Here is a 23,041-nt window from a genome sequence, read left to right on the forward strand (position 1 = left end):
GGTCGCTCCGGCTAGATCACGATGTGATCGAAGTCGGCGGCGATGCGGGTGTTCGGGAAGATCCTCGCCGCCTCGGCCAGGATCTCATCGTCCTCGTATCGTCCCGACATATGGGTCAGCACGAGTTGCCCGACATTGTTCGCGGCGGCAAAGGCGGCCGCTTCCGCCGCGGTGAGATGGCCGTAATTTCGTGCGGTCGGCGCGTCGCGATCGAGGAAGGTCGCCTCGATCACCAGCAGATCGGCGTCAGCGACATAGTGAGAGAGCCCGTCGGTCGTTTCGGTGTCGCCGATCACCGCGAGCTTCCTGCCGCCGCTCGGCGGTTCCAGGACATCTTCCGGATCGATCGTGCGATCGGCGATCACGACCGCTCGTCCCGCAGCCAATTCTCCACGCATGGGGCCGTCCGGCACGCCGAGGGCCGAAAGGCGTTCCGACAAGAGATGACGGCGCGGGGGGCTTTGGAAGACGAAACCAAAACTGTCGGTATCGCGATGGCGAACCGGAAAGCAGTCGATGGTGAAATCACCGGCGTCGATGACCTGTCCTTCGCTCAGGGCTGCGAACTCGACAGGGATCGGGGCCCTGCCGGCACCCCACAGGCCTGCGAGCATTCGGATGACGATGTCGAGCGTGCCCGGCCCGCCATGAATGGTCATCATTTCGGCGCTCTGCCGCAATCCCAGTGTCGAAAACAGACCGGGGATGCCGAGCACGTGATCGAGATGAGCATGCGTCAGCAGCACGCGGTCGAGCCGCCGAAAGCCCGAACCGCTCCTCAACAGCTGGCGCTGCGTGCCCTCGCCGCAGTCGACCAGGATGCGCTTGCCCGCGGCCTCCACGAGGAGGGCCGGATGGTTGCGCTCCGCCGAGGGAACGCTGGCCGAGGTCCCGAGAAATGTCAGGGCGAACATGATCGTCACTTGTCGAGAGGTTGGAGAGCCTAGTCGCCCTGACTTGCCTGAGACCCTACAGTTTCACAACGATCTTGCCGAAGTGTGCGCCGGACCGGAGATAGGCGAACGCTTCGAGTGCCTCGTCGAAACCATAGACCCGATCGACGATCGGGTGGATTGCCTCGTCGGTCAAGAAACGATTCATCAAGGTGAAATGCTGGACCGATCCGACGGTGACGCCGATGATATCGGCATTCTCCCACTGGAGGCGCGCGAGGTCGGGTTTCGGGCCGAACCCCGTCAAAACACCGATCTGGACGATCTTGCCGCCCGACGCGACCGATCGCAGCGATCGGTCATAGGTGCCGGGACCGCCGAGTTCGAGGATATGGCTGGCGCCTTCGCCATCCGTCGCCTTCATCAGGGCTGCATCCCAATCGGGCGTGTCGCGGTAGTTGATGAGGATCGAGCCGCCCAGCGCCCTGGCACGGGCGAGTTTCTCATCGGAGGAGGATATCACGATCGCACGCGCGCCCAGCGCGGCGGCGAACTGAAGGCCAAACAACGCGACACCACCTGTTCCCTGCACCAGCAGCGTGTCGCCCCTCCCCATCCCGCCGCGTGCGATGAGGCCGTGCCAGGCCGTGACGCCCGCACAGGGCAAGGTCGCGGCTTCGACCGAGGTGAGGTGCGCCGGCACTGAGACCACCGCTGTTGCCGGCAGCACGACATACTCTGCCAGCATTCCGTCCATCGAGTTGCCACCGAGGGCTGACGCAACATAGCTGGTCCTGAACGGCCCCGAGACCCAATCGCGGAAGAACGATGCAGCCACGCGGTCGCCGACTTTCCATTGCACGACGTCGGAGCCGATCGCGTCAACGACGCCCGCGCCATCAGAGAGTGGCACGCGGCCGTTCAGCCCGCCTTGGCCGACGCGGTCGAGGATCATCAGATCACGATAATTGAGACTTGCCGCTTCGACCCGGATGCGAACCTCACCGCTGGCCGGTTCGGGTTTACTGACATCGGCCAGCACAAGGCCGCCAACGCCTGCTTGGCCGTTCAAATGGTAGGCTTTCATCTTTGCTCCTCGCGGGGGTGTTCCCAGGGATGAGCAGAGCCTGTAGGGTCTGACAGCACTGTCAGGGTCAAGAGGTTTTTCGGATGAAGATTGGCGAGCTCTCCCGCAGGACGGGAGTCAGCGTTCGAATGCTGCGCTATTACGAAGCCGAGGGACTGCTCGCACCGCAGCGGACAGACTCCGGCTATCGCGATTATGGCCTGCCGGAAGAGGAAACCGTTCGACGGATCAAGATGCTTGGCGCGGCCGGGATGACGCTCGAAACGATCCAGCAATTGCTTCCCTGCGTGAGGAACAACGATCCGGAATTTACGCCGTGCAACAATCTGCGCAGGATACTTGCGCAGCAGGTCAGCCTCATCGATGAACGGATCGAGACGCTCAGCCAGAGCCGGACAATCCTGGCAGGCTACCTGTCGAGCGTGAACTGATCGCCGGATCGTTGGCTAAGGGCCTCACCGGCCCCAATGCCACGCAAGCAGCAGCGCGTACAGCCCCATCGAGGCGGCGTAGAGCGCGGCAAGAAGTGCATAGCCCGCGATCTGGCGACTGATCGCCGCCTTCGGCGCGACCCACCAGTCGAGCGCCTTGAAAGCTGCGGGCACCAGCCACCACCCGAGCAACTGGGTGCTGACGAGATTGCCGACGAACAGCGACAGCCAGACCGGCACGCCGTTTCTGTCGATCAGCGGCGCGCTGATGAAAGTGCCCCAGAGATAGACCACGGGATAGAGCACCAGGAGCACGATGAGGTTGCTCTTCCAGATCAGGCCCGCGCTTTGCTCCGGCGCCTGGGCCTTGCCGGCGGGAAACCAGAAATTGAAACCGTAGCTCGCGCGCTTCACGTTCATGCCGGCGTTGAAGCGCTCGCCCTCCTTCAGCAACCTCTGCCGCAACGGCGAGCCCAGCCAGGCATTGAGGTTGGCATCGGTGTCGAACGACAGGATGACGATCCACTCGTCGCGCAGGCCCGGAATCGGCCGCTCGATCTTGTGGCGCAGAAATCCCTTGAACTCAGCCTCGGCGGCCTGGATGCGCTGCTGCCATTTGAGGAACGCGTCCTCGAGTCCATCCGGGACCTTGAAGGAGATGACGGCCGACACCGCGCTGTCGCGCTGAACGCCGGTGTCGGGCAGGATATGGACGTCCTCCGAACCGACAAAGAAGCGCTGCACCTCGGTGATGAGCCGCGCCCGCACCTCGCTCTGGAGCCAGGCGCGCGCCGCGGCCGGACTGGCGAAACGCAAAATCGTCACCCAGTCGACATGCGCCGGCGGCTGCGGCGGCACCACCTCCTGCCCCAGGAAACCGGGCCAGGCCTTGAGCGCCTCGCCCACCTCCCCGTTCCACCGCGCGAACGCGGCAAAACCGTCATCAGTGATGCGGCGCTGGATGACGAGGGCCACAGGCTGGCCGGCTGTGTCAGGAGATGCGCTCATGAGCGTTGGTCCGCTTCAGCCCTTCTTGTAGAGACGCTTGCCCATCACCCAGGTCTCGTCGACGCAGCGATCGTCGCCGACCATCATGACGGCGAATAGCATGCTCGCGGCCTCGTCCATCGTGCGCGGGCCAGCGCCGTCAGCGATCAGCGACTGGTGCCACGCTTGCGCGATCTGTCCGCCGTTCGGATCGAGTGCAACGAAATCGGCCTCCTTGCCCGGCTCGAAATTGCCGAGCTTGTCGTCGATGTAGAGGCCTTCGGCGCCGCCGAGCGTGATCGACCAGAAGCCGCGATAGGGCGAGAGCTTGTTGCGCTCGGCCTCCGCAAGATCCTTGCGCGTGGGATCGATGCTGCCGTCGAGCAGCGTGTTGTTGCACATGCCGACCTTGTAGGCGTCGTCGAGCACGGAGATCATCGAGAAACGGTTGCCGCCGCCGACGTCGGTGCCGAACGACATCTTCACCCGGTGCTCCGGATCGGTAGCGCGGCCGAGGCGGAACAGGCCGCTGCCGAGGAACAGGTTCGAGCACGGGCAGAACACCACCGCCGCGCCCTTCTTCGACATGCGGCGGAATTCGTTGTTCGAGAGATAGACGCCATGGCCGCCGGAAAACTTTGGACCGACGAGGTCGAACTTCTCGTAGACGCCGAGGTAGTCCTGGCAGTCCGGATGCTCGACGAGGACGCCGCTGCATTCGGCCGGGTTCTCGGAGATGTGCGTGTTGACCCAGCAATCCGGATGCTCGTGCTTGAGGCGCTGACAGGCCTTGAGCAGCTCCGGCGAGGCGCCGAAGGCGAAGCGCGGCGTGATGGCGTAGAGGTTGCGGCCCTTGTTGTGATACTCTGCGATCAGCCGCTTGCTGTCGCGATAAAAATTCTCAGGCGTATCGATGAAATCCGCCGGCGCATTGCGATCGATGCCGGTGAGGCCCGCGATCACGCGCATGTTGCGGCGGGCCGCTTCCTCGAACAGTTCCTCGGTTGAAACAGGCGAGGAGCTCGTGAAGGCCTGGCAGGTGGTGGTGCCGGAGGCCAGCAGCGCGTCGAGGAAACGCTTCACGCCCTCGCGCGCGTAGTCGCGATCCCGGTATTTGAGCTCTTCCGGATAGACCCACTTCTGCAGCCACGGCAACAGCTGCTCGCCATAGGCCCCGAGCACGCGGGTCTGCGGCAGATGGATATGGCCGTCGATGAAGCCGGGGACGATGATGCGATCCTTGATGTGGGTGATCTCAACGCTCGGATGCGCGGCAGAAATCTTGTCATACGGACCGAACGCCTTGATGACGCCATCGGTGACAATCATGAGACCGTCCTGGTGAAAGCGTGCGGCGGCCTGCTCGTTGCCGACGTGCTTCCAGGGATCGTCGACGAAGTCGAAGAACGTGCCGCGAATACCGACCGTGGTCATGATTGGGTTCCTTCCTGAGACTGTGTGGCGTGGTGCGCCGACGGCAGCGAGATCGCGAGCAGTGTGCCGGCAACGGCGCAGAGGCCGAGATAGAGCCATCCGATTGGCGCTTGGGTTGCTTCAGGCAGCACCGCTGCGATCGCCATGGCCCCGCTCACGGCGAGATAGCAAAGCGCGCTGATGAGGCCGCCGATCAGGCCGTGGTCGCGTTCGAACAGGCCGAGCGCCATGCCGTACATCATCGGGCACAGCACGCCGCAGCCGCCGAGCACCAGCGCGCCGCCGATCGTGATCGATGCGAAATCGAGACCGACGGCCATGCCTGTTGCGGTCAGCACCGCCGAGCCGGCAAGAAACAGCGCGAAGGCGCCGAAGCCCAGCAGGCGCGCCGGCATGAAGCGCGCGAAATGCGCGCAGCCGAGCTCGCCGGCGAGATTGACCCCGCCAAGGCCGAGCGCGACGAGGCCGTAGATCGCCGCGGAGTAACCGAGGCCGGTCTGGTAGAAGAACGGCGCGACGACGCCGAACGCCAGCTGCGCGCTCGCCGCCGCGGCAAACACCAGCACGAAAGCCAGGAAACCCGGACGGACAATCGCGTCGCGCAGGATACCAGCGGTACGGCGCGGATCGAACGGCGCGCGCCGCTCTGCCGACAACGTCTCGGGCAGAAGCAGCACGACGATCGCAGCGACGATGGCCGCGGCAATCGCAATGATGACGAAGACGCCGCGCCAGGACGTCAGCTCGACGATGAAGCCGCCGGCCGCTGGAGCAAGCACGGGCGCGAGCCCCCAGGCCGCACCAAGCAGGCCGGAGATCGCCGTGAGCTCTCGCCCCCGAAAGCAGTCGGCCGCGACCGCATAGGCGACGACGAGGCAGGTGCAGCCGCCGATCCCTTGCAGGAAGCGCAGCACAAGCAGCAGCGAAGCGCTGGTGGCGAGCGCGCAGGCGATGCTCATCGCGATGAGCACCGACAGGCCTGCGAGCAAAACGTTGCGGCGCCCGAGCGTGTCGGAGGCGATGCCGACCGGCACCAGCGCCAGACTCATGCCGAGCATGTAGGCGGTGACGGTGTTCTGCATCGAGGCGGGATCGGCGGCGAGATCCACCACCATCTGCGGCAGGCCGGGCGTGTAGGCATCGAGCGGAATCTGGCTGAACGGCACGACGCACAGCAGGATCGGCACGATCCCTCGCTTCGCGCAACCGGCGTCCGAAGCAAGTGCGGTCATGAGCAACGCCCCCTTTGATCTCCGCGGGCCCCGTCTTTTCGTGCAAGCAATGAGACGCGACGATGCAGGTTGCGGAACTTGACGCGCGGGAGCGTGCCAGAACTGTGTGTAGGAATTCTTAGGGGTGCCCGTATCGATACGGTCGGTGACGGCTGATGCTCTGGCCCCGGGGACAGGTCGAAACAAAAAACGCGAAAACAACCCCATGCAAAGTACAAATCATTGAAGAATTTCGCGCCGCACGGCGCGAAGGCCCGCCAGCGCCAACGTTTGACACGTCGGGCAAAGCAGGCGCAGACTCGCAGGATGGCCGATTGTGAATTCCGCCGTCGCGCCGATCCGTTAACGGGTCGGAAGGCATAGCTGCTTTGAAACCCGGCCTTTCGCATCGGTGCCACCGGCAAGCAGATCGGGCGTCCATTGCGCCGCCTCGTCATCCCCATTTCAAAGATCGCACATTCGGTGCCCCGAGCGATCGGCAGCGAGGGTAGCGTCGACCCCGCGATGAGCTACATTGGAGTTCGTGATGACCGCAGATGCTGCTGACTTGAACTACGGCTCGATCAGAGCACTGGCGAGCGCCCTGCACGCCCGCAAGATATCTGCGTCGGAATTGCTCGAGCACACCATCGCGCGCATCGCGGCGCTGGACGGACGGATCAACGCGATCGTCGTTCGCGATTTCGATCGCGCGAGAGCGGCTGCGCGCGCCGCCGATGCCGCGCTTGGCCGCGGCGAGCGGCTGCCGTTGCTCGGCATCCCCGTGACCTTGAAAGAGCCGTTCAACGTCGCCGGCCTGCCGACGAATTGGGGCTTTCCGCATTTCAGGGATTTCCAGCCGGCGGAGGATGCCCTCGTCGTGGCGCGGTTGAAGGCGGCCGGCGCCGTCGTCATCGGCAAGACCAACATCCCGATCGGGCTGCGGGATTTCCAGAGCTACAACGAGATCTACGGGACGACCAACAACCCCTGGGACCTCGGCCGGTCGCCCGGCGGCTCCTCGGGTGGATCGGGCGCGGCACTGGCCGCGGGCTTCGGTCCGCTCTCGATCGGCTCGGATATCGGCGGCTCGATCCGCGTCCCCTCGCATTTCTGCGGCGTGTTCGGCCACAAGCCGAGCCTCGGCCTGGTCCCGCTGCGCGGATACGGCCTGCCGCCGGCACCGCCGGTCCCCGGCCGGGGCGATCTCGCGGTCGTTGGGCCGATGGCGCGCACGGCCTCGGACCTCGCCTTGTCGCTCGACGTGATTGCCGGCCCCGACGAGACGCGCGACGGGATCGGCTATCGGCTTGCACTGCCCGCCCCGCGCCATGACCATCTCGGGGATTTCAGGATCCTCGTGGTCGACACGCATCCACTGATGCCGACGGGCGACGCGGTGCGCTCAGCCATTGGACGATTGGCCGAGCGGCTCGGCAGATCGGGCGCGCGGGTCGCGCGCGCGAGCACGTCGCTGCCCGATCTCGCCGAGTCGGCCCGGCTCTACATGAAACTGCTGAACGCCGCGCGAAGCCCACGCCTGACACCGGCCGCCCTCGAAGACGCCCGAGGACTTGCCGCGGCACTCGCGCCCGACGACCGCAGCCTTGAGGCCGAGCGCGCCCGCGGCTGGGCCATGATGCATCGCGAATGGCTCGCGACCGATGCGGCGCGCCTGCAGCTGCAGCAACGGTGGCGGGAGCTGTTCCGTGACTACGACGCGGTGATCTACCCGGCCGCTGCCGTGCCGGCCTTTCCGCATGACCATTCCGAGCCGTTCGACGCCCGGCAACTCGACATCGATGGAAAGCTCTACAACTACTCCGATGCGTGCTTCATCTGGGCGGACCCGGCCTCGACCTGCGGTTTGCCGGCGACCGCCGTTCCGATCGAGCGCACGGCGACGGGCCTGCCGGTCGGCGTCCAGATCATCGGGCCTTATCTTGAGGACCGCACGACGATTGCGCTCGCCGGACTGATCGAGCGCGAGTTCGGTGGCTTCGTGCCGCCGCCGATGCTCTGACATGCGCCTTGATCCCAAGTCGACTCAACGGATGGCCCGGAAACAAGCCAAGGCGCACCCGGACCGTGAAAACCTGAGGTAGTCGATAGAATTCATCTAGCCTTTAGGTAGTTCACGTGCAAAACTGCCCATTATTTTGCAAAGAGATATTTGGGAGCAATTTCATGCCTGCACTCGCCTTTGCCAACAACGACATCGCACTCGTAGCATGGACCTTTGACAAGCGATTGAAGGACTGTCTCGGCTTTGCCGTCTATCAGCGCGACCTCGGGACGAATATTGAAATCGCGCTGCCGGCGCTCGCGCGCTTTGCATCCCAGGACGTTGGGGCCCACCTGACCACGGCACAGGCCCCAATTCAGAAATTCTGGTGGAAGGACCTCTATGCACATCGGGGCCACAGCTATCGCTACCGCATCGTCGCCATGGGCGGGACGCCAGGAAAGCTCGCGCCGCTCGCGGATGTCGAAGAACTCACCAGCAACGACATCACGCTCACTCCGGACAGGCCGCCGTTCAAGGCCTATTTCAATCGCGGCATCGTGGCCTCCCAGTCGGTCATTCATGCCTTGGGCGACAAGGCCGACATCAATATCCTCAAGGGGCATATTACCAACCCTGCGGATACCTTGCGCGCGCGCCTGATGGGGCAGATCTTCGAGGGCGTCACCTCGCTGCTCGACCGCGCCGACGCGTCGAATGGCAAGATCAATGCCGCCTTGTATGAGCTCGACGATCCCAAGGGACTCGAGGTCCGCCTGCAGGCCGCCGACAAGGGCAAGCCGACAAGCCGGACCGTGATCCTCGGCAACGAATGGATCCACGACGATAAGACCAACGAGGACATCGAGGATGCGGATGCTGACAACCGCGCGGCCCTGAAGAAGGCCGGCGTGCCCGTCATAGACCGCATCGTCCAGAAGGGCCGCATCCCCCACAACAAGTTCATGGTGCTCACACAGGCAAACACGCCGACCGCCGTCTTGACCGGATCGACCAACTGGACCAGCAGCGGCCTCTGTACGCAGACCAACAACGCCCTGGTCATCGAGTCTGAACGCGTGGCGCAACGCTACTTCGAGTATTGGAACGAGTTGAAGAAGGACGTCGATCAGGCTTCAGGCAATCAGAAAGCGCTTCAAGGCGAGACGCTGCGAACCTGGGCTCACGACAACAACGCCAAACAGCCGATCACGCTGGAGGACGGCAAGACCAAGATCGAGCTCATGTTCTCGCCCAACACCGAGAAACCGCTGACGAGCCCGCCCAAGGAGAAACCGAACGACGTCACGCGGATGTTCGAACTGGTCAATGGTGCCAAGCAAGCGGTGCTGTTTCTTGCCTTCGATCCCGGCAACAACTCGATTCTCGACGCCGCGGGCCAGGCACTCGCGAACAACCCGAACCTGTTTGTGCGCGGAGCCCTCACCAGCACGCAACGCGCCGGAAATTTCAGCGACGCGCTGCATCGCGGCAACGAGTCGGAACACGGCGACGGCGAGGACATGCACGTCGCGGTTATCGGCGAAGCCGGCAAGCCGAAGAAGAAGGCGACCAAGGGAGCTGCGAAGGCCAAGGGAAAGGCGAAGAAGAGCAGCGAACCCGACTACCGCGCGATTCCGGCGGGTTCGCTGACCAAGAACGATGCCTTCGGAGCCTGGGAGGGCGAGCTCTACAAATACGGCCACGCCATCATCCACAACAAGATCGTGGTCATCGATCCCTTCAGCGACAATTGCACCGTGATCACAGGGTCTCACAATCTCGGCTATCGGGCGTCGAGCAACAACGACGAGAACATGGTGATTGTCCGCGGCCATCGCGGCCTGGCGCAGGCCTATGCCTGTCATGTCCTCGACGTCTACGATCACTATGCGTGGCGCTACTGGCTGCACAAATACCCGGATCGGTTCGGCAAGCCTCTTCGCGAGGACGACCACTGGCAGGACAATTACATCGACAACGCCTCTGAAAAATCACCGGAGCTCCGGTTCTGGCTGTCATCGGCCAACAACGGAGTGGCGGAGCCCGCACCGGCTGGACACAAACCAACCGCGAAGAAGACGACTGCCAAGAAGACGACAGCGAAAAAGACCGCGAACAAGACGGCAAAGAAGAAAGCCGCGAAGAAGAAGGTCGCCAAGAAGAAGGCAACCTCGAAGAAGGCGGCCAAAAAGAAAACCGCCAAGAAGACTGGCAAGAAGGCAGCCAAGAAAACAGAGAAGAAGACGGCTAAGAAAACGGCCAAGAAGAAGAAATCAGCCAAGAAAGCGTAACGCCCCTCACCTCGGCGTATTTGCGAGCTGGACAGGCCAGCGGCGTTCTCTGGCCTGAGCCCTACTCTCGCTTCGACTGCGCCTCGACCGCCTGCACGGCGACGCTCGCCACCTGCCGCAGCGCTTCGCGATCCGCGCCCGAGGATGCCATCACGCCCATGCCGACCGCGACCGCCGAGACGTAGCGCGCGAGTGCGGCGGGGTCGGCGCTTTCCTTGAGATCGCCCTCCGCCTTGGCGCGGATAAAACGGTCGCGGAGCTGGTCCTCGTTCTGGGCACGGCGGGCGGCGAGCTCGAAGGGAACGTTCTCGGAGCCGGTGCCGCAGGCGATGCCGCCCTGCACGAGCAGGCAGCCGGGCGGATTGGCCGGATCGGTCTGCTTCTCGGCGATGCCCATCAGCATCCGCTCGGCGACGTCGCGGGCGGTGGATGCGGCCACCACCTCGTCCATCCAGACGCCGCGCAGCTTGGTGTAGCGGTCGAGCGCAGCCTTCAGCAGGCCTTCCTTATTGCCGAAACAGGCATAGAGGCTGGGCGGATTGATGCCCATGGCCTCGGTCAGCTGGGCGATGGTGGCACCCTCATAACCATGGCGCCAAAACACTTCCATCGCCTGGTCCAACGCCGTTTCGGCGTCGAATTCGCGGGGACGTCCCATGCGCATGTGCCTGTCTCCTCGGAATCGGCGGCCCGTATCAGCCTAACCCCGCTTCCTATCTAATTGTTCTCGCTTTATTTTTCTTGTGTCTTCCAATCGTCGCGGTAAGCGGCTACAATTTTCTTAGTGAATGGTACATAAGTATCTTGCAGCGCGACATCCAGCTCCACATCTGTAGTGAACACTACATATCTGGAGCGCGCAAATGCCCCCCACCCAATATACCTCCCGCACCGGCCGTTTCCGCCGCCTTCTCGGCGGCGTTGCCATCGTCGGCGCCCTTGCCGTGGCTGGCGCAATCGCGACCGGCCACTATCTTCGCGCCGCCCAGGCAACCGCAACGGCCGCCGCGGCTGAACAGGCAGTGCCCGTCACCGTCGCCATGATCGAGCCGCGGCAGACCGCGCTGTGGGACGACTTCTCCGGCCGGTTGGAAGCCATCAACCGCGTCGAGCTCCGCCCCCGCGTTGCCGGCGCGATCCTCTCCACCAACTTCACCGAAGGCGCGCTGGTGAAGGCTGGCGACGTGCTGTTCAAGATCGATCCGGCGCCTTACGCCGCCGAGGTCGACAAGGCCAACGCCCAGCTCGAGGCTGCAAAAGCGCGCGTGGTATTCACCAACAGCGAGGTCGAACGCGGCGCGCAGCTGGTCGGCAACGCCGTCGTGACACGACGCGATTTCGACCAGCGCGAGAACGCCAACCGCGAAGCGATCGCCAGCGTGAAGGCGGCCGAGGCAACGCTCCAGACGGCAAAGCTCAATCTCGACTACACCGAGGTGCGCGCGCCCGTGGACGGTCGCGTCGGCAAGATCGAGATCACCGTCGGCAATCTCGTCGCCGCCGGCACCGCCTCCCCGGTGCTGACCTCGCTGGTCTCGGTCAATCCGATCTACGCGTCCTTCGATGCGGACGAAGAGGTCGTCCTGCGTGCGCTGAACTCGATCGCGGACGCCAAGGGCGCGCGCGGCAAGCTCGACCAGATTCCCGTTGAGATGGCGACCTCCGGCGGCCTCTCCGCGAAGGGCCACATCCAGCTCATCGACAACCAGGTCAACGGCCAGAGCGGCACCATCCGGGTGCGCGCGGTGTTCCGGAACGAGGACGGGCGCCTGATCCCCGGCCAGTTCGCCCGCGTGCGCATGGGCCAGCCGAAGCAACAGACCCTGGTGATGATCGACGAGCGCGCGATCGGCACCGACCAGGACAAGAAGTTCGTGATGGCGGTCGGCGACGACAGCCGCGCGGTCTACCGTCCGGTCACGCTCGGCGGCGCCGTGGACGGGTTGCGCATCGTCACTGCGGGTCTGAAGCCCGGCGACCGCATCGTCGTGAACGGTCTGCAACGCGTGCGTCCCGGCGCCCTCCTCAAGACGGAGGTCGCGGCGATGGGCGCGCGAGGGCAGCAGGCGTCCAACCACAGCAACCAGGATGTGGTGCAACGCTAGTTACCTCGCTCCGGGCCGCGCGCCCGGAACGACCGAGTTACGAAACTCCGAGCACATCGCCTCTGGATTCCGGGTTCGCGCTTCGCGCCCCGGAATGACGGCGGAGCTGTCTGGAGACGACAAAGATATTGCCCAGGGGCAAGGCCATGAATCTCTCAAAGTTCTTCATTGATCGTCCGATTTTCGCCGGCGTGCTGTCGGTCCTGATCTTTCTCGCAGGCCTGATCTCGCTGTTCGCGATGCCGATCTCGGAATATCCCGATGTCGTGCCGCCCTCCGTCGTGGTGCGTGCGACCTATCCCGGCGCGAACCCCAAGGTGATCGCGGAAACGGTGGCGACGCCGATCGAGGAGCAGATCAACGGCGTCGAGAACATGCTCTACATGTCGAGCCAGGCGACCACCGACGGCGCGATGACGCTGACGGTGACGTTCCGGCTCGGCACCGACCCTGATAAGGCGACGCAGTTGGTGCAGAACCGCGTGCAGCAGGCCGAGCCGCGGCTGCCGGCCGTGGTGCGCCAGCTCGGCATCATCACCAAGAAGTCTTCCCCCGACCTCACCATGGTCGTGCATCTGTTGTCGCCCAACGGCCGCTACGACATGACGTATCTGCGCAACTATGCGGTGCTCAACGTCAAGGATCGGCTGGCGCGGATCGACGGCGTCGGCGACGTCCAGCTCTATGGTGCGGGCGACTATTCGATGCGGGTCTGGGTCGATCCGCAGAAGGCGGCTGAGCACGGGCTGACCGCCAGCGACATAGTGAAGGCGATTCAGGCGCAGAACGTCGAAGCCGCCGCCGGCGTGGTCGGCTCCTCCCCGAACGTCAGGGGGATCGACCTGCAGCTCTCCGTCAATGCGGAAGGACGCCTCGCCAACGAGGAGCAGTTCGGCGACATCGTGGTGAAGACGGGGACACGCGGGGAAGTCGTTCGCCTGCGCGACGTCGCGCGCATCGAGCTGGGAGCGTCCGAATACGGACTGCGCTCGCTGCTCGACAACAAGCAGGCGGTCGCGATCCCGATCTTCCAGGCGCCCGGCTCCAACGCGCTGCAGATCTCCGAGAACGTCCGCGCCACCATGGCCGAAATCAAGAAGAACATGCCGGAAGGCGTGTCCTACCAGATCGTCTACGACCCCACCCAGTTCGTGCGCTCCTCGATCGAGGCGGTGATCCACACCCTGCTGGAGGCGATCGCGCTGGTGGTGCTGGTGGTGATCCTGTTCCTGCAGACCTGGCGAGCCTCGATCATTCCGCTGCTGGCCGTGCCGGTGTCGATCGTCGGCACGTTTGCGGTGATGCACGTGTTCGGCTTCTCCATCAACGCGCTCAGCCTGTTCGGCCTCGTGCTCGCGATCGGCATCGTCGTCGACGACGCCATCGTCGTGGTCGAGAACGTCGAACGCAACATCGAGGGCGGGCTGTCGCCGCGCGATGCCACCTATCAGGCCATGCGCGAGGTCTCCGGCCCGATCATCGCGATCGCCATGGTGCTGATCGCGGTGTTCGTGCCGCTCGCCTTCATCTCCGGCCTCACCGGACAGTTCTACAAGCAGTTCGCGCTGACGATCGCGATCTCGACCGTGATCTCGGCCGTCAACTCGCTGACCCTGTCGCCTGCTCTGTCGGCCTTGCTGCTCAAGGGCCACAACGAGCCGAAAGACCGGCTGACGATCATTATGGAAAAGGGCCTTGGCTGGTTCTTCCGCGGCTTCAACAAGGCCTTCACCCGCTCCTCGGAGAACTACAGCGGCAGCGTCACCAGGGTGATCTCGGCCAAGGCCGCCGTCATGGGTCTCTATGTCGTGCTGGTCGGCCTCACGGCCTTCCTGTTCCAGCAGGTGCCTGGTGGATTCGTGCCGGGCCAGGACAAGCAATATCTGGTCGGCTTTGCCCGCCTGCCCGACGGCGCCACGCTCGACCGGAGCGAAGAGGTGATCCGCAAGATGAGCGACATCGCGCTGACCCAGCCCGGTGTCGAGAGTTCTGTCGCCTTTCCCGGCCTGTCGATCTCCGGATTCACCAACTCGTCCAACGCCGGCATCGTGTTCTCGACGCTGAAACCGTTCGACGAACGCAACAGCCCGGCCCTGAGCGGCAATGCCATCGCGGCCGATCTCAACAAGAAGTACGCCGGCATCCAGGAAGCCTTCATCGCCATGTTTCCGCCGCCCCCGGTCAACGGTCTCGGCACCATCGGCGGCTTCAAGCTGCAGATCGAGGACCGCGCCGGCCTCGGCTATGACGCACTGAACCAGGCGACCAACGCTTTCATGGCGGCGATGCAGAAGGCGCCGGAGATCGCCGGCGTGTTCTCGAGCTTCCAGGTCAACGTACCCCAGCTGTTCGCCGACATCGACCGCACCAAGGCGCTGCAGCTCGGCGTGCCCGTGACGGAGGTGTTCAACACGCTGCAGATCTACCTCGGCTCCTACTACGTCAACGACTTCAACAAGTTTGGCCGCACCTATTCGGTCCGGGTCCAGGCCGATGCGCCGTTCCGCGCGCGTGCTGACGACATCAGGCAGTTGAAGGTGCGTTCGTCCTCCGGTGACATGGTGCCGCTGTCGGCGCTGCTCACGATCCGCCAGAGCGCAGGCCCCGAGCGCGCGATCCGCTACAACGGATTCCTGTCATCCGACATCAACGCGGCGGCTGCGCCCGGTTTCTCGTCGGGCCAGGCGCAGGAGGCTGCAACGCGAATCGCGGCCGAGGTGCTGCCGCCGGGCTTTGCCTTCGAATGGACCGACCTGACCTATCAGGAGTTCATCGCCGGCAATTCCGGCATCTGGGTGTTCCCGCTGGCGATCCTGCTGGTGTTCCTGGTGCTGGCGGCGCTCTACGAGAGCCTGACGCTGCCGCTCTCGATCATCATGATCGTGCCGATGGGCCTGCTCGCTGCGATGTTCGGCGTCTGGATCTCCAAGGGCGACAACAACGTCTTCACCCAGATCGGCCTCATCGTTCTCGTCGGCCTCTCCGCCAAGAACGCGATCCTGATCGTGGAATTCGCGCGCGAGCTCGAATTCGCCGGGCGCACGCCGATCCGGGCCGCGATCGAGGCGAGCCGCCTGCGGCTGCGACCGATCCTGATGACCTCGATGGCGTTCATCATGGGCGTGCTGCCGCTGGTGCTCTCGAGCGGAGCCGGCTCGGAGATGCGGCGCGCCATGGGCGTAGCCGTGTTCTCAGGCATGATCGGCGTCACCGTGTTCGGCCTGTTCCTGACACCGGTCTTCTATGTGCTGCTGCGGACCGTCACGGGCAACAAGCCGCTGGTGCATCACGGCAGCGACATCAGCGCTGCGCCGATCCAGGGTTCAATCACGAATCCTGGACACTAGACCAGGGAGATCCCCGAGATCAGCAACAGGACGAGCACGGTCTTGCGAAAGACCGTCTCGTTGACGCGGTGAAAGGCGATCACGCCGAGCGCGGAACCGGCGAACAGCGCCGGCAGGCTGACCGCGAGATCGACGAAGACTTTCGAAGACAGGTCCTGGTGTCCGACCAGCAGAACGATCGCGAAGATCTGCATCGCGGCGATGAAAGGCTGCACCAGCCCGCGCTGCTCGCTCTTGGGCATGCCGCGCATGTCGCACCAGATCGTCGGGATTGCGCCCGGCATCGCCGTCAGCCCGCCGACGAGCCCTCCTCCGAATCCGATCAGCGCGACCCAGTGCCGGCCGACCGCCTCGCCGGCGGTCACCAGCGTCGGGCGCAGCAGCATATAGGCCGCATAGAGCGCGACGATGATACCGAAGCCGCGCCTGAGCAGATGCGTATCCGCACTCTGCAACAGCGACACCGCGATGGGCACACCGATCAATCCACCGACGATCAGCAGCAGACTGCCCTCCCAGCGGATGCTGCGCCGGAGCGCCCACAGATTGGTCGCTTGCACGCCGATGCTGCACGCCATCATCAGCGGCACGGCTTCGAGCGGCTGAAACACCCGCAGCAGGATCGCGCCCGCGACGGCCGAAAACGCGAAACCCGAGAGCCCAGAAACGAAGGCACCGGCGAAGACGGCAACGCTAAGCAGAATCAGAGTCGTGACATCAGGCACGGACCGTCCTCCGGTCAATCGTAGGGAATCTGCGGAACGGCAGCATCCGGGCTCTCGGTGCAGGCGGCCGCCTCGCGCGGAAACGACACGTGCATCGCGTGAGCGTGGGATCGTTCCAGAAGCGCCAGCCCGACCAGCTGAAGAGCGACGAGCGCCGCGGTCAGCGCGATCGCGACCACGTTGAAATTACGCGCGCTCGTAGGCGGGTTGGTCGGCGGCGCGCTCGCGCGCATCAGATCCGTGGGCATTTCCTGAAATATCCTCTTGCTTGCTGACCGGAATGATCTCGTTCAAGGGCAATGTGTCGCCGGGCTGGGCCAGCAAGTGGTGATAACGCTGCAATGCGCGCCGGGCCTCGATCTTGCGTTGCTCACGGAACACGGCGCCGACGCGAGCGACGATGTCGCGGAACTTGTCGACCATGGCAAGTGACGTCCTTCGCATGACGATCTCCTCTCAACCTGCGCGAGAGAATGGTGAGATTCACCCCAGCCTGCTGTGAGTTGCTTCACAAAGAAGTCTGATACGTCGAACAAGAAATCGTGTGACGTGTCTGTAGAAGAGAACGCAAAAAATCGCGTCATTCGATCGAATGACGCGCGATAACTTTCAAATGATGTCTCGGTTTGAACCTGTCCGCGTGCTGCAGCGAAGAGTCACGCGACGTGCGTGCGCGTCAGTGCAGAAGCGGACTGGAGAATCCCGCTGCAAGCTTGACGAGATCGGCCTGACGGGACACGCCGGTCTTGGCGAAGACGCGATGAAGATGCGTCTTCACCGTCGTCTCGGCGATCCCCAATGCGACCGCGGTCTCCGGCACACCGCCGACCTCGACGATCGATTGCAGAACCCTGAGTTCCGCCGGCGTCAGCTCGAACGTGCGGTCGATCAGGTCGGCACATGAGCGGCTGTCGAGTTCCGCCTTCCAGACAAGCAAGGCCCCGACGGCCGATGTGCGCTCGGTCGCGCCATCGCGCAGCAGCGAGGGCAGCGCAATCACGTGCGCGACGAAGTGCGAACCGTCATGCGACGTCAGAGGGATCTTTCGACCGTCGGCCGCAGCGACCGCCACCGCGCCCGGATCGCGGAAGATATTGCGCAGGGCCAGATTGGCTTCGGAGGATCTCGTCACCAGCCGGCCCGAGATCGAGCGCAGGACGTCGTCGGCGGCCAGGATCGTTTCGGCCGCCGGATTGCTGTGGACGATCTGGCAGGCTGCATCGAGCAGGATGACGCCGGCATTCAGGCGGTCCACGACGTCGGCCAGCGCGCTCGCGCGCTGCTGCTTCCGCTCGATCGCGCGGTTGATCATGAGCGCGCGGCTCGCATGCGGGACCAGGAACTTCATGCGCGCGCGCTGCTCCGCGTCGAGCATCTCCCTGCCCGGGATGACGGTCAGCAACATCGGGCACGGCGACTTCGACTGCTCCAGCACCACGTTGGCGACGTCGATGCAGCCCTGCGGGCGCAGCCATTCCTGATAGAAGCGCCCGCGGCGGTACTCGTCGAAATTCACGAGATCCGGAATGTTGCGCACCTCGCCATACCCAGGAAGCCGGGCGAGCGGATCGTACCGGGAGTAGGTCTCGGAATAGAGCTGGATGTAGCGCGGATCGACTCCGCAGTAATAATGGGTAGCCCCCGATTTGCTGACCGTATCCTTCGAAATCAGGCCGCAGGCCTGGCTGCCGATGAACGCATTGAGCATGACGACGACGTCGCTCCACAACTCAGGGTGGAGTCCCGCATCATAGATGCTCTCGATCAGCTCGGAATGTCGTGGAGGTCGGAGCATCGAAAGAGCCAATGGTCAAATTCGGAGATTTGCGGAATGATCTTCGTGCCCGGCGGCTCCTGTGAGTCTGTCGCGGGAGAAAAAGGTTCAACGCCGACGGCGATTTGTCAGTGGACGAGCGGATTGGCAAATCCCGCCGCGAGCTTGACCAGATCGGCCTGCCGGGACACGCCGGTCTTGGCGAAGACGCGATGCAGATGCGTTTTCACGGTCGTCTCCGCGATACCGAGCGTAGCCGCCGTCTCCGGGACGCCACCGACTTCGACGATCGACAGGAACACGCGGAGCTCCGCCGGCGTCAGCTCGAAAGTTCGCGCGATCAATTCGCCGCAGGATTGTCCACCGAGCGACACCTTGCGCACAAGCAGCGCACCGGCCGCATCGACCCCGCGCTCGCTGCCGTTGCGCAGCAAGGACGACAACGGCAGCACGTGAGCGACGTAGCGCTCGTCGGTGGCGGACAATAGCGGAATCGCATGGCCGCCTGCGGAAAGCACTGTACCGTCACGGTGGCCCGCAAACGCCTTGCGCAGGGTCTGATTGGCCTCAGTGTTGCTGGTCACGAGTTGCCCGGCAACGGACCGCACCAAATCATCGGCCGCGAGCAGGTCCTGACCGGCCGAATTCGCATGCACCAGGCGGCAGAAGCCGTCGAGCAGGAAGATCCCGACCGTCAAACTGTCGAGGACATCAGCCAGTGCCGTCGCCAGCGTCAGTTGCGCGGTCATGGCGCGGTTGATCAGCAGCGCGCGGCTGGCGTGCGGCACGAGCAGCGAGAGGCGCTGCTTCATGCGCCGATCGACCATGCGGCGGCCCGACAGCACGGTCATCATCACCGGGCAGCTCGCGTTCGACACCTCGAGCACGACATTGGCCGCATCGCTGCACCCCTGCGGCTGCATCCATTCCTGGTAGAAGCGCCCGCGCCGGTATTCATCGAAATGGACGAGATCCGGAATGCTCACAATCCGGCCGTGTGGCGGCAGGACCGTCAGCGGATCGAACTTCGAATGGGTCTCGGCATAGAGCTGGATGTAGTGCGGGTCCGCTCCGCAATAGTAATGCGTGACACCGAATTTGCTGATCGAATCCTTCGAGAACAGCCCGCAGGCCTGGCCGCCGACGAAATCCCGGATGCCGGCCACCACGTTGTTCCACAGCGAGGGATCGAGCCCGGCATCGTAGATGGACTCGACGAGATCTGGCAGCTTTCGCGATCCGTGCATGGCTCAAAATGGCACTGAATGATCAATGCCGGGAGCCTAACATAACCGCAGCATGCCGCATCCTCCGATCGGAGGAGGAGGCGCCGGCCGGGCGGATGGTGCCCGGCCGGCGGCATCGCATTCAAGCCGCCAGGGCTGATGCCGGCTCAGAACGCGACGCGAACGCCGCCCTTCGCCGTGCCGGTGCGGCTCTGGTCGGACATCATCATGCCTTCGACCGCGCCGAACACCGACACGTTGGCCCCGGTGCGGTAGTCGAAGCCGAGACCGGCCACCGCGCCGACGGTGCTGCGGCTGCCGGGCGTCACGAAGGACAGGTTTTGCCCAAGCAGCACCGTGTTGATGCTGGTGTCGCCGACCCGCTGGAGCGCGATGACGCCGCCATGGATATTGGCCTTGAGTTCGCCGCCGCCAAAGCTAGTCACCCGCGAGAGATCGACCTCGCCGCGCTCCTCGAAGTCCTGCAGCGTGCGGCCGCCGACCGACAGCCCTTGCGCCGAACCGGTCTCGCTGTAGCCGTCGAACCGGCCCGCGACATAGCGCAGCCGCGCCGTCGGCGTCAGCACATAGCCGTCGCCGACGTTGAGCCTGTAGCCGTAGGCGACTTCCGGGCTGACGTACCACCCGCTGTAATTCGCCGTCGCCGTCTCCATGCCGCCGACAGCGGCGTTGTTCAGCACCAGCCGACGCGATTTGTTATCGGCGTTACCGCCCTGGATCGTGAAGTCGAAGAACTGCGAAGCCCATTCGAACCGGCTGTAAGCGCCCGCGAATACGTAATTGGTGTCGACCGATTGCGAGTTGAGATCGACCGAGAGACCGCCCTGCCCGCCGCCGAGGAAAGCGCCGACCAGCCAGTCCGGCCGCACCTTGCGGTCGATGCCGATCGCCCCGCCCCACGCCGTCGAGGTCGCGCGCAGCGTGGACGTGGTCTCGTCCTGGATGCGCTGGCCGCCAAAGCTGTTGGCCCAGACTGTGATCGGCGCTGGATCGGTCCACAGGCTGCGCGGTGCCTTGGTGAAGGGACCGGCCTGCGCCGTCTCCGGTGCGTAGGCCATCGCCATCATGTTGCTGCCGGCCGGCCCGGCGCCGCCGCTCAGGCGGCTCTGCACCAGCGAGGAGACGCCGCCGGTGAAATCCATCAGCGAGCGGTCGGTCTGCGCCAGCGCGGTGGGGTCGAGGGTGGCGAGCGTGGTGCCGGAGACGACCGATGGGCCGTTGAATCTGCCGCCGGAGATGTTCGTATTGATAGTTCCCTCGAAGTTGACGAAGGTCGGCAGATTGATCGTCGTCAGCGAAGACACCTTGCTGCTGATCGGCGACAGGTTGACGTTGACGACGTCCGCACCGAAGCCGAAATCGACCACGCCGTTGATCTTCGAGCCCGGCAGCAGCGTCAGCGTGTCGGCCGCGCCCGACAGCTTGATCGCCGTCCCACCGGTACCTGTGATCGTGCCAGAATTTGTGATGTTGGCGACGTCGTGCGAAAGGATGCCGATTGCGCCCGTGATCAACCCGCTATTGGTGGCGTTGACGAAATTGCCGTTTACCGCAAGGCCGCCCGTTGGATCTGTGGCCCGGACCGTGCCCAAATTGACGAGGTTCACCGTCCCCGCTGATGCTATCCCGCCGCCGCCGGAGATCATGCCAGAGGTCGCGTTTGCTACGGTGAGCGCTGCGTCCGACGCGGCGAGATGAGATATCGCCAGCCCGTCTGCAATGATGCTCCCGGAATTGAGGATCGATCCTGCTGTCCCAACCTGAATCCCGTATGACCCGCCGGTCCCCCGGATTGTTCCGGAATTGTCCAGATCGAGCGCCCGCACCGTCGCTATCGCGAACGCAGAATTTGCTCCCGCAATCACCCCCGAATTCCTGATCGTGGCACCGCTTGCCAATATTCCGAGAACGTCGCCTGAGATCGTGCCTGAATTCGAAACCGAAATGTCGTGCGTGACGTTGACAGCCTGCGACCCCAGGATCTCGCCCGCGTTTACGATCGTTCCGTGGTCTGCCTGGATTCCTATTCCACTGGGATCGGTCGCACTGACCCGTCCCGTATTGGTCACATCCACGGTCCCATTGGAGCGGATGCCCGCCACGACGCCGGTGATCACGCCGCTGTTGCGAACCGTTGCGCTGTCGCCGGCAAAGATCCCGATGCCGTCGCTTGCCGTTCCGGTGATGGCGCCGGCATTATCGACGACGGCAGAGTTGAGGGCGAAGACTGCTTTGCCGCCCCTCACGTTACCGTCGGCAAGGTTGGTGAGGATCACGCTCCCTGCCTCGATCCCGCCCGAGCCGCCGGCAATGGTTCCAGAGTTGACCACGGTTGCAGTCTTGTCGGCGACGATGGCCAAGGACGTGGCAAGGATCGAGCCCGCGTTGGTGACCGTTGCGTTACCCTTCTCCATCGCCTTGTCGACAGCGGCGAGGACGCCGTCGCCGTTGGAGGAAATCGTACCAGTGACGGTGTTGATCAAGACGACGTCCCCGGCCCGGATTGCGGTGCTGCCCGCCTTGATCCGCCCGCTGTTGGCGACCTTTGCGTCTATTGCAGCGAGAATAGCCGTGGAATTCGCAGTGGTGCCCTCAATTGAGCCGTCGCTCTCATTTGTCACGTCGACCGATCGAAATCCCGATCTGATCGCTCCAAGGGCTCCCGTAATCGCCCCGCTATTGCTTTTGACTGTAACCTGGGTGTTCCCATCGATGGCAGTTCCGTTCGCAGAAAGAGATTGAATAAAGCCTTGATTCGTGACCGCCAGTGCCCCCGTACTACGAATAGCCACACTGTCGGCAACCACGATTCCGAAGTTGATAACCTCGTTTCTGTCGTTGTTTCCTCCGTCGATCCCGATTCCGCCGACTGCCGTCTCGGTGATGAAGCCCTCGTTGCGAATGTGAAGCTCAAACCCTCCTATTGCGGCAGAGCCATTTCCATCAGCAGTAATGATCGATGCAGATCCGACGTTGCTGATGAAGGCGCTGCGACTCGAAAGAACGCCAAAGGAGACGCCCTTGATCATGCCCGAATTATTGACCGTTCCGGTCTCGAATATAAGTCCTTCGCGCGTGCCGGTCAGGGTCGCTCCCGAGCCGATGTTGTAGGTGTCGCCAACGTCAGTCACAGTGCCGTAGCCATCCAGTCCGTTCGCATTCGTCGTCGTGCCGGTGCAGTTCACAGTCGTATTGTTGACTGGGGAGGAGGGCGTGCACGCTGCCTCGGCCCGGCCTCCCGCGAGGATCGGCATGACCAGCACTGCCGGCGCGAGAAAGCGTATCGATCGCCGCACCATGTCACCCAGAACCGTCTCGTTCATTGTCGTCATTCCCCATCGACGCTCACGCGTGAAATCCGTGCAGGCATGGCCCGCCCGCCTCCTCCGATCGAAGGGGACGGACGCGAACATTTGAATTACTTAGCGCCAAGGTAGATTTAGCCGACCCGTCCGACTTGGACGGAAACGACCGCGTTTCAGCCCAGAACGAACCGAATGC

The 23,041-nt window shown here is 63.9% G+C and carries 17 protein-coding genes; 5 read left to right on the plus strand and 12 right to left on the minus strand.

Annotation, left to right across the window (positions count from 1 at the left end):
• Nucleotides 1-11: 11 nt before the first annotated feature.
• Together rnz and AABA84_RS23345 are read right to left on the minus strand one after the other, a co-directional pair.
• A complete protein-coding gene (rnz, locus tag AABA84_RS23340) occupies nt 12-914 on the minus strand; it encodes a ribonuclease Z (protein ID WP_338313307.1) in 903 nt (300 codons plus the stop codon).
• Between the two features lie 55 nt (nt 915-969).
• The gene (locus AABA84_RS23345) at nt 970-1,980 is read right to left on the minus strand and encodes a zinc-dependent alcohol dehydrogenase family protein (RefSeq protein ID WP_338313308.1); all 1,011 of its coding nucleotides are present in this window, start codon (nt 1,978-1,980) and stop codon (nt 970-972) included.
• Between the two features lie 83 nt (nt 1,981-2,063).
• Here AABA84_RS23345 and AABA84_RS23350 point away from each other — a divergent pair, with 83 nt between their 5' ends.
• Nucleotides 2,064-2,411, plus strand: a complete 348-nt coding sequence (locus AABA84_RS23350) for a MerR family transcriptional regulator (protein ID WP_212246526.1) — start codon at nt 2,064-2,066, stop codon at nt 2,409-2,411.
• 24 nt (nt 2,412-2,435) lie between these two features.
• Here AABA84_RS23350 and AABA84_RS23355 read toward each other — a convergent pair whose 3' ends face one another.
• From AABA84_RS23355 to AABA84_RS23365, 3 genes are read right to left on the minus strand one after another with little or no spacing between them, the layout of a single operon-like run.
• Entirely contained in the window at nt 2,436-3,419 is a 984-nt protein-coding gene (locus AABA84_RS23355; RefSeq protein WP_338313310.1) for an antibiotic biosynthesis monooxygenase, read from the minus strand.
• A gap of 15 nt (nt 3,420-3,434) precedes the next feature.
• On the minus strand, nt 3,435-4,832 hold the full coding sequence (guaD, locus tag AABA84_RS23360) for a guanine deaminase (protein ID WP_338313311.1): 1,398 nt from the start codon (nt 4,830-4,832) through the stop codon (nt 3,435-3,437).
• Nucleotides 4,829-6,064, minus strand: a complete 1,236-nt coding sequence (locus AABA84_RS23365) for a multidrug effflux MFS transporter (protein ID WP_338313312.1) — start codon at nt 6,062-6,064, stop codon at nt 4,829-4,831. Before AABA84_RS23365 ends, guaD begins: the two co-directional genes overlap by 4 nt.
• A 526-nt stretch (nt 6,065-6,590) precedes the next feature.
• Between AABA84_RS23365 and AABA84_RS23370 the strand changes: the two genes are divergently transcribed.
• On the plus strand, nt 6,591-8,066 hold the full coding sequence (locus AABA84_RS23370; RefSeq protein WP_338313313.1) for an amidase: 1,476 nt from the start codon (nt 6,591-6,593) through the stop codon (nt 8,064-8,066).
• Nucleotides 8,067-8,230: 164 nt separating this feature from the next.
• Complete coding sequence (locus AABA84_RS23375) at nt 8,231-10,342, plus strand: phospholipase D-like domain-containing protein (protein WP_338313315.1); 2,112 nt, start codon at nt 8,231-8,233, stop codon at nt 10,340-10,342.
• Between the two features lie 61 nt (nt 10,343-10,403).
• Here the strand turns inward: AABA84_RS23375 and AABA84_RS23380 are convergent, their stop codons facing one another.
• A complete protein-coding gene (locus tag AABA84_RS23380) occupies nt 10,404-11,006 on the minus strand; it encodes a TetR/AcrR family transcriptional regulator (protein WP_338313317.1) in 603 nt (200 codons plus the stop codon).
• Between the two features lie 199 nt (nt 11,007-11,205).
• Between AABA84_RS23380 and AABA84_RS23385 the strand changes: the two genes are divergently transcribed.
• Together AABA84_RS23385 and AABA84_RS23390 are read left to right on the plus strand one after the other, a co-directional pair.
• Complete coding sequence (locus AABA84_RS23385; protein WP_338313319.1) at nt 11,206-12,447, plus strand: efflux RND transporter periplasmic adaptor subunit; 1,242 nt, start codon at nt 11,206-11,208, stop codon at nt 12,445-12,447.
• Nucleotides 12,448-12,593: 146 nt separating this feature from the next.
• Nucleotides 12,594-15,794, plus strand: a complete 3,201-nt coding sequence (locus tag AABA84_RS23390; protein WP_338313321.1) for an efflux RND transporter permease subunit — start codon at nt 12,594-12,596, stop codon at nt 15,792-15,794.
• Here AABA84_RS23390 and AABA84_RS23395 read toward each other — a convergent pair.
• From AABA84_RS23395 to AABA84_RS23420, 6 genes are all read right to left on the minus strand, one after another.
• The gene (locus AABA84_RS23395) at nt 15,791-16,519 is read right to left on the minus strand and encodes a sulfite exporter TauE/SafE family protein (RefSeq protein WP_338307102.1); all 729 of its coding nucleotides are present in this window, start codon (nt 16,517-16,519) and stop codon (nt 15,791-15,793) included. The two genes, AABA84_RS23390 and AABA84_RS23395, sit on opposite strands and share 4 nt — an antisense overlap.
• A 14-nt stretch (nt 16,520-16,533) precedes the next feature.
• On the minus strand, nt 16,534-16,767 hold the full coding sequence (locus AABA84_RS23400) for a hypothetical protein (RefSeq protein ID WP_212246567.1): 234 nt from the start codon (nt 16,765-16,767) through the stop codon (nt 16,534-16,536).
• The gene (locus tag AABA84_RS23405) at nt 16,706-16,942 is read right to left on the minus strand and encodes a hypothetical protein (RefSeq protein WP_338307105.1); all 237 of its coding nucleotides are present in this window, start codon (nt 16,940-16,942) and stop codon (nt 16,706-16,708) included. Before AABA84_RS23405 ends, AABA84_RS23400 begins: the two co-directional genes overlap by 62 nt.
• Nucleotides 16,943-17,195: 253 nt before the next feature.
• Nucleotides 17,196-18,314, minus strand: coding sequence for a helix-turn-helix transcriptional regulator (locus tag AABA84_RS23410; RefSeq protein WP_338313323.1), 1,119 nt, complete (start codon nt 18,312-18,314; stop codon nt 17,196-17,198).
• Nucleotides 18,315-18,421: 107 nt separating this feature from the next.
• Nucleotides 18,422-19,540 carry a helix-turn-helix transcriptional regulator gene (locus AABA84_RS23415; protein WP_338313324.1) on the minus strand — a complete coding sequence of 373 codons (1,119 nt, stop codon included), beginning with the start codon at nt 19,538-19,540 and terminating at the stop codon, nt 18,422-18,424.
• Nucleotides 19,541-19,686: 146 nt separating this feature from the next.
• Nucleotides 19,687-22,863 carry an autotransporter family protein gene (locus AABA84_RS23420; protein ID WP_338313326.1) on the minus strand — a complete coding sequence of 1,059 codons (3,177 nt, stop codon included), beginning with the start codon at nt 22,861-22,863 and terminating at the stop codon, nt 19,687-19,689.
• Nucleotides 22,864-23,041: the final 178 nt, after the last annotated feature.

The sequence above is a fragment of the Bradyrhizobium sp. TM239 genome (genome assembly GCF_036247985.1).
GTDB lineage: Bacteria > Pseudomonadota > Alphaproteobacteria > Rhizobiales > Xanthobacteraceae > Bradyrhizobium > Bradyrhizobium ottawaense.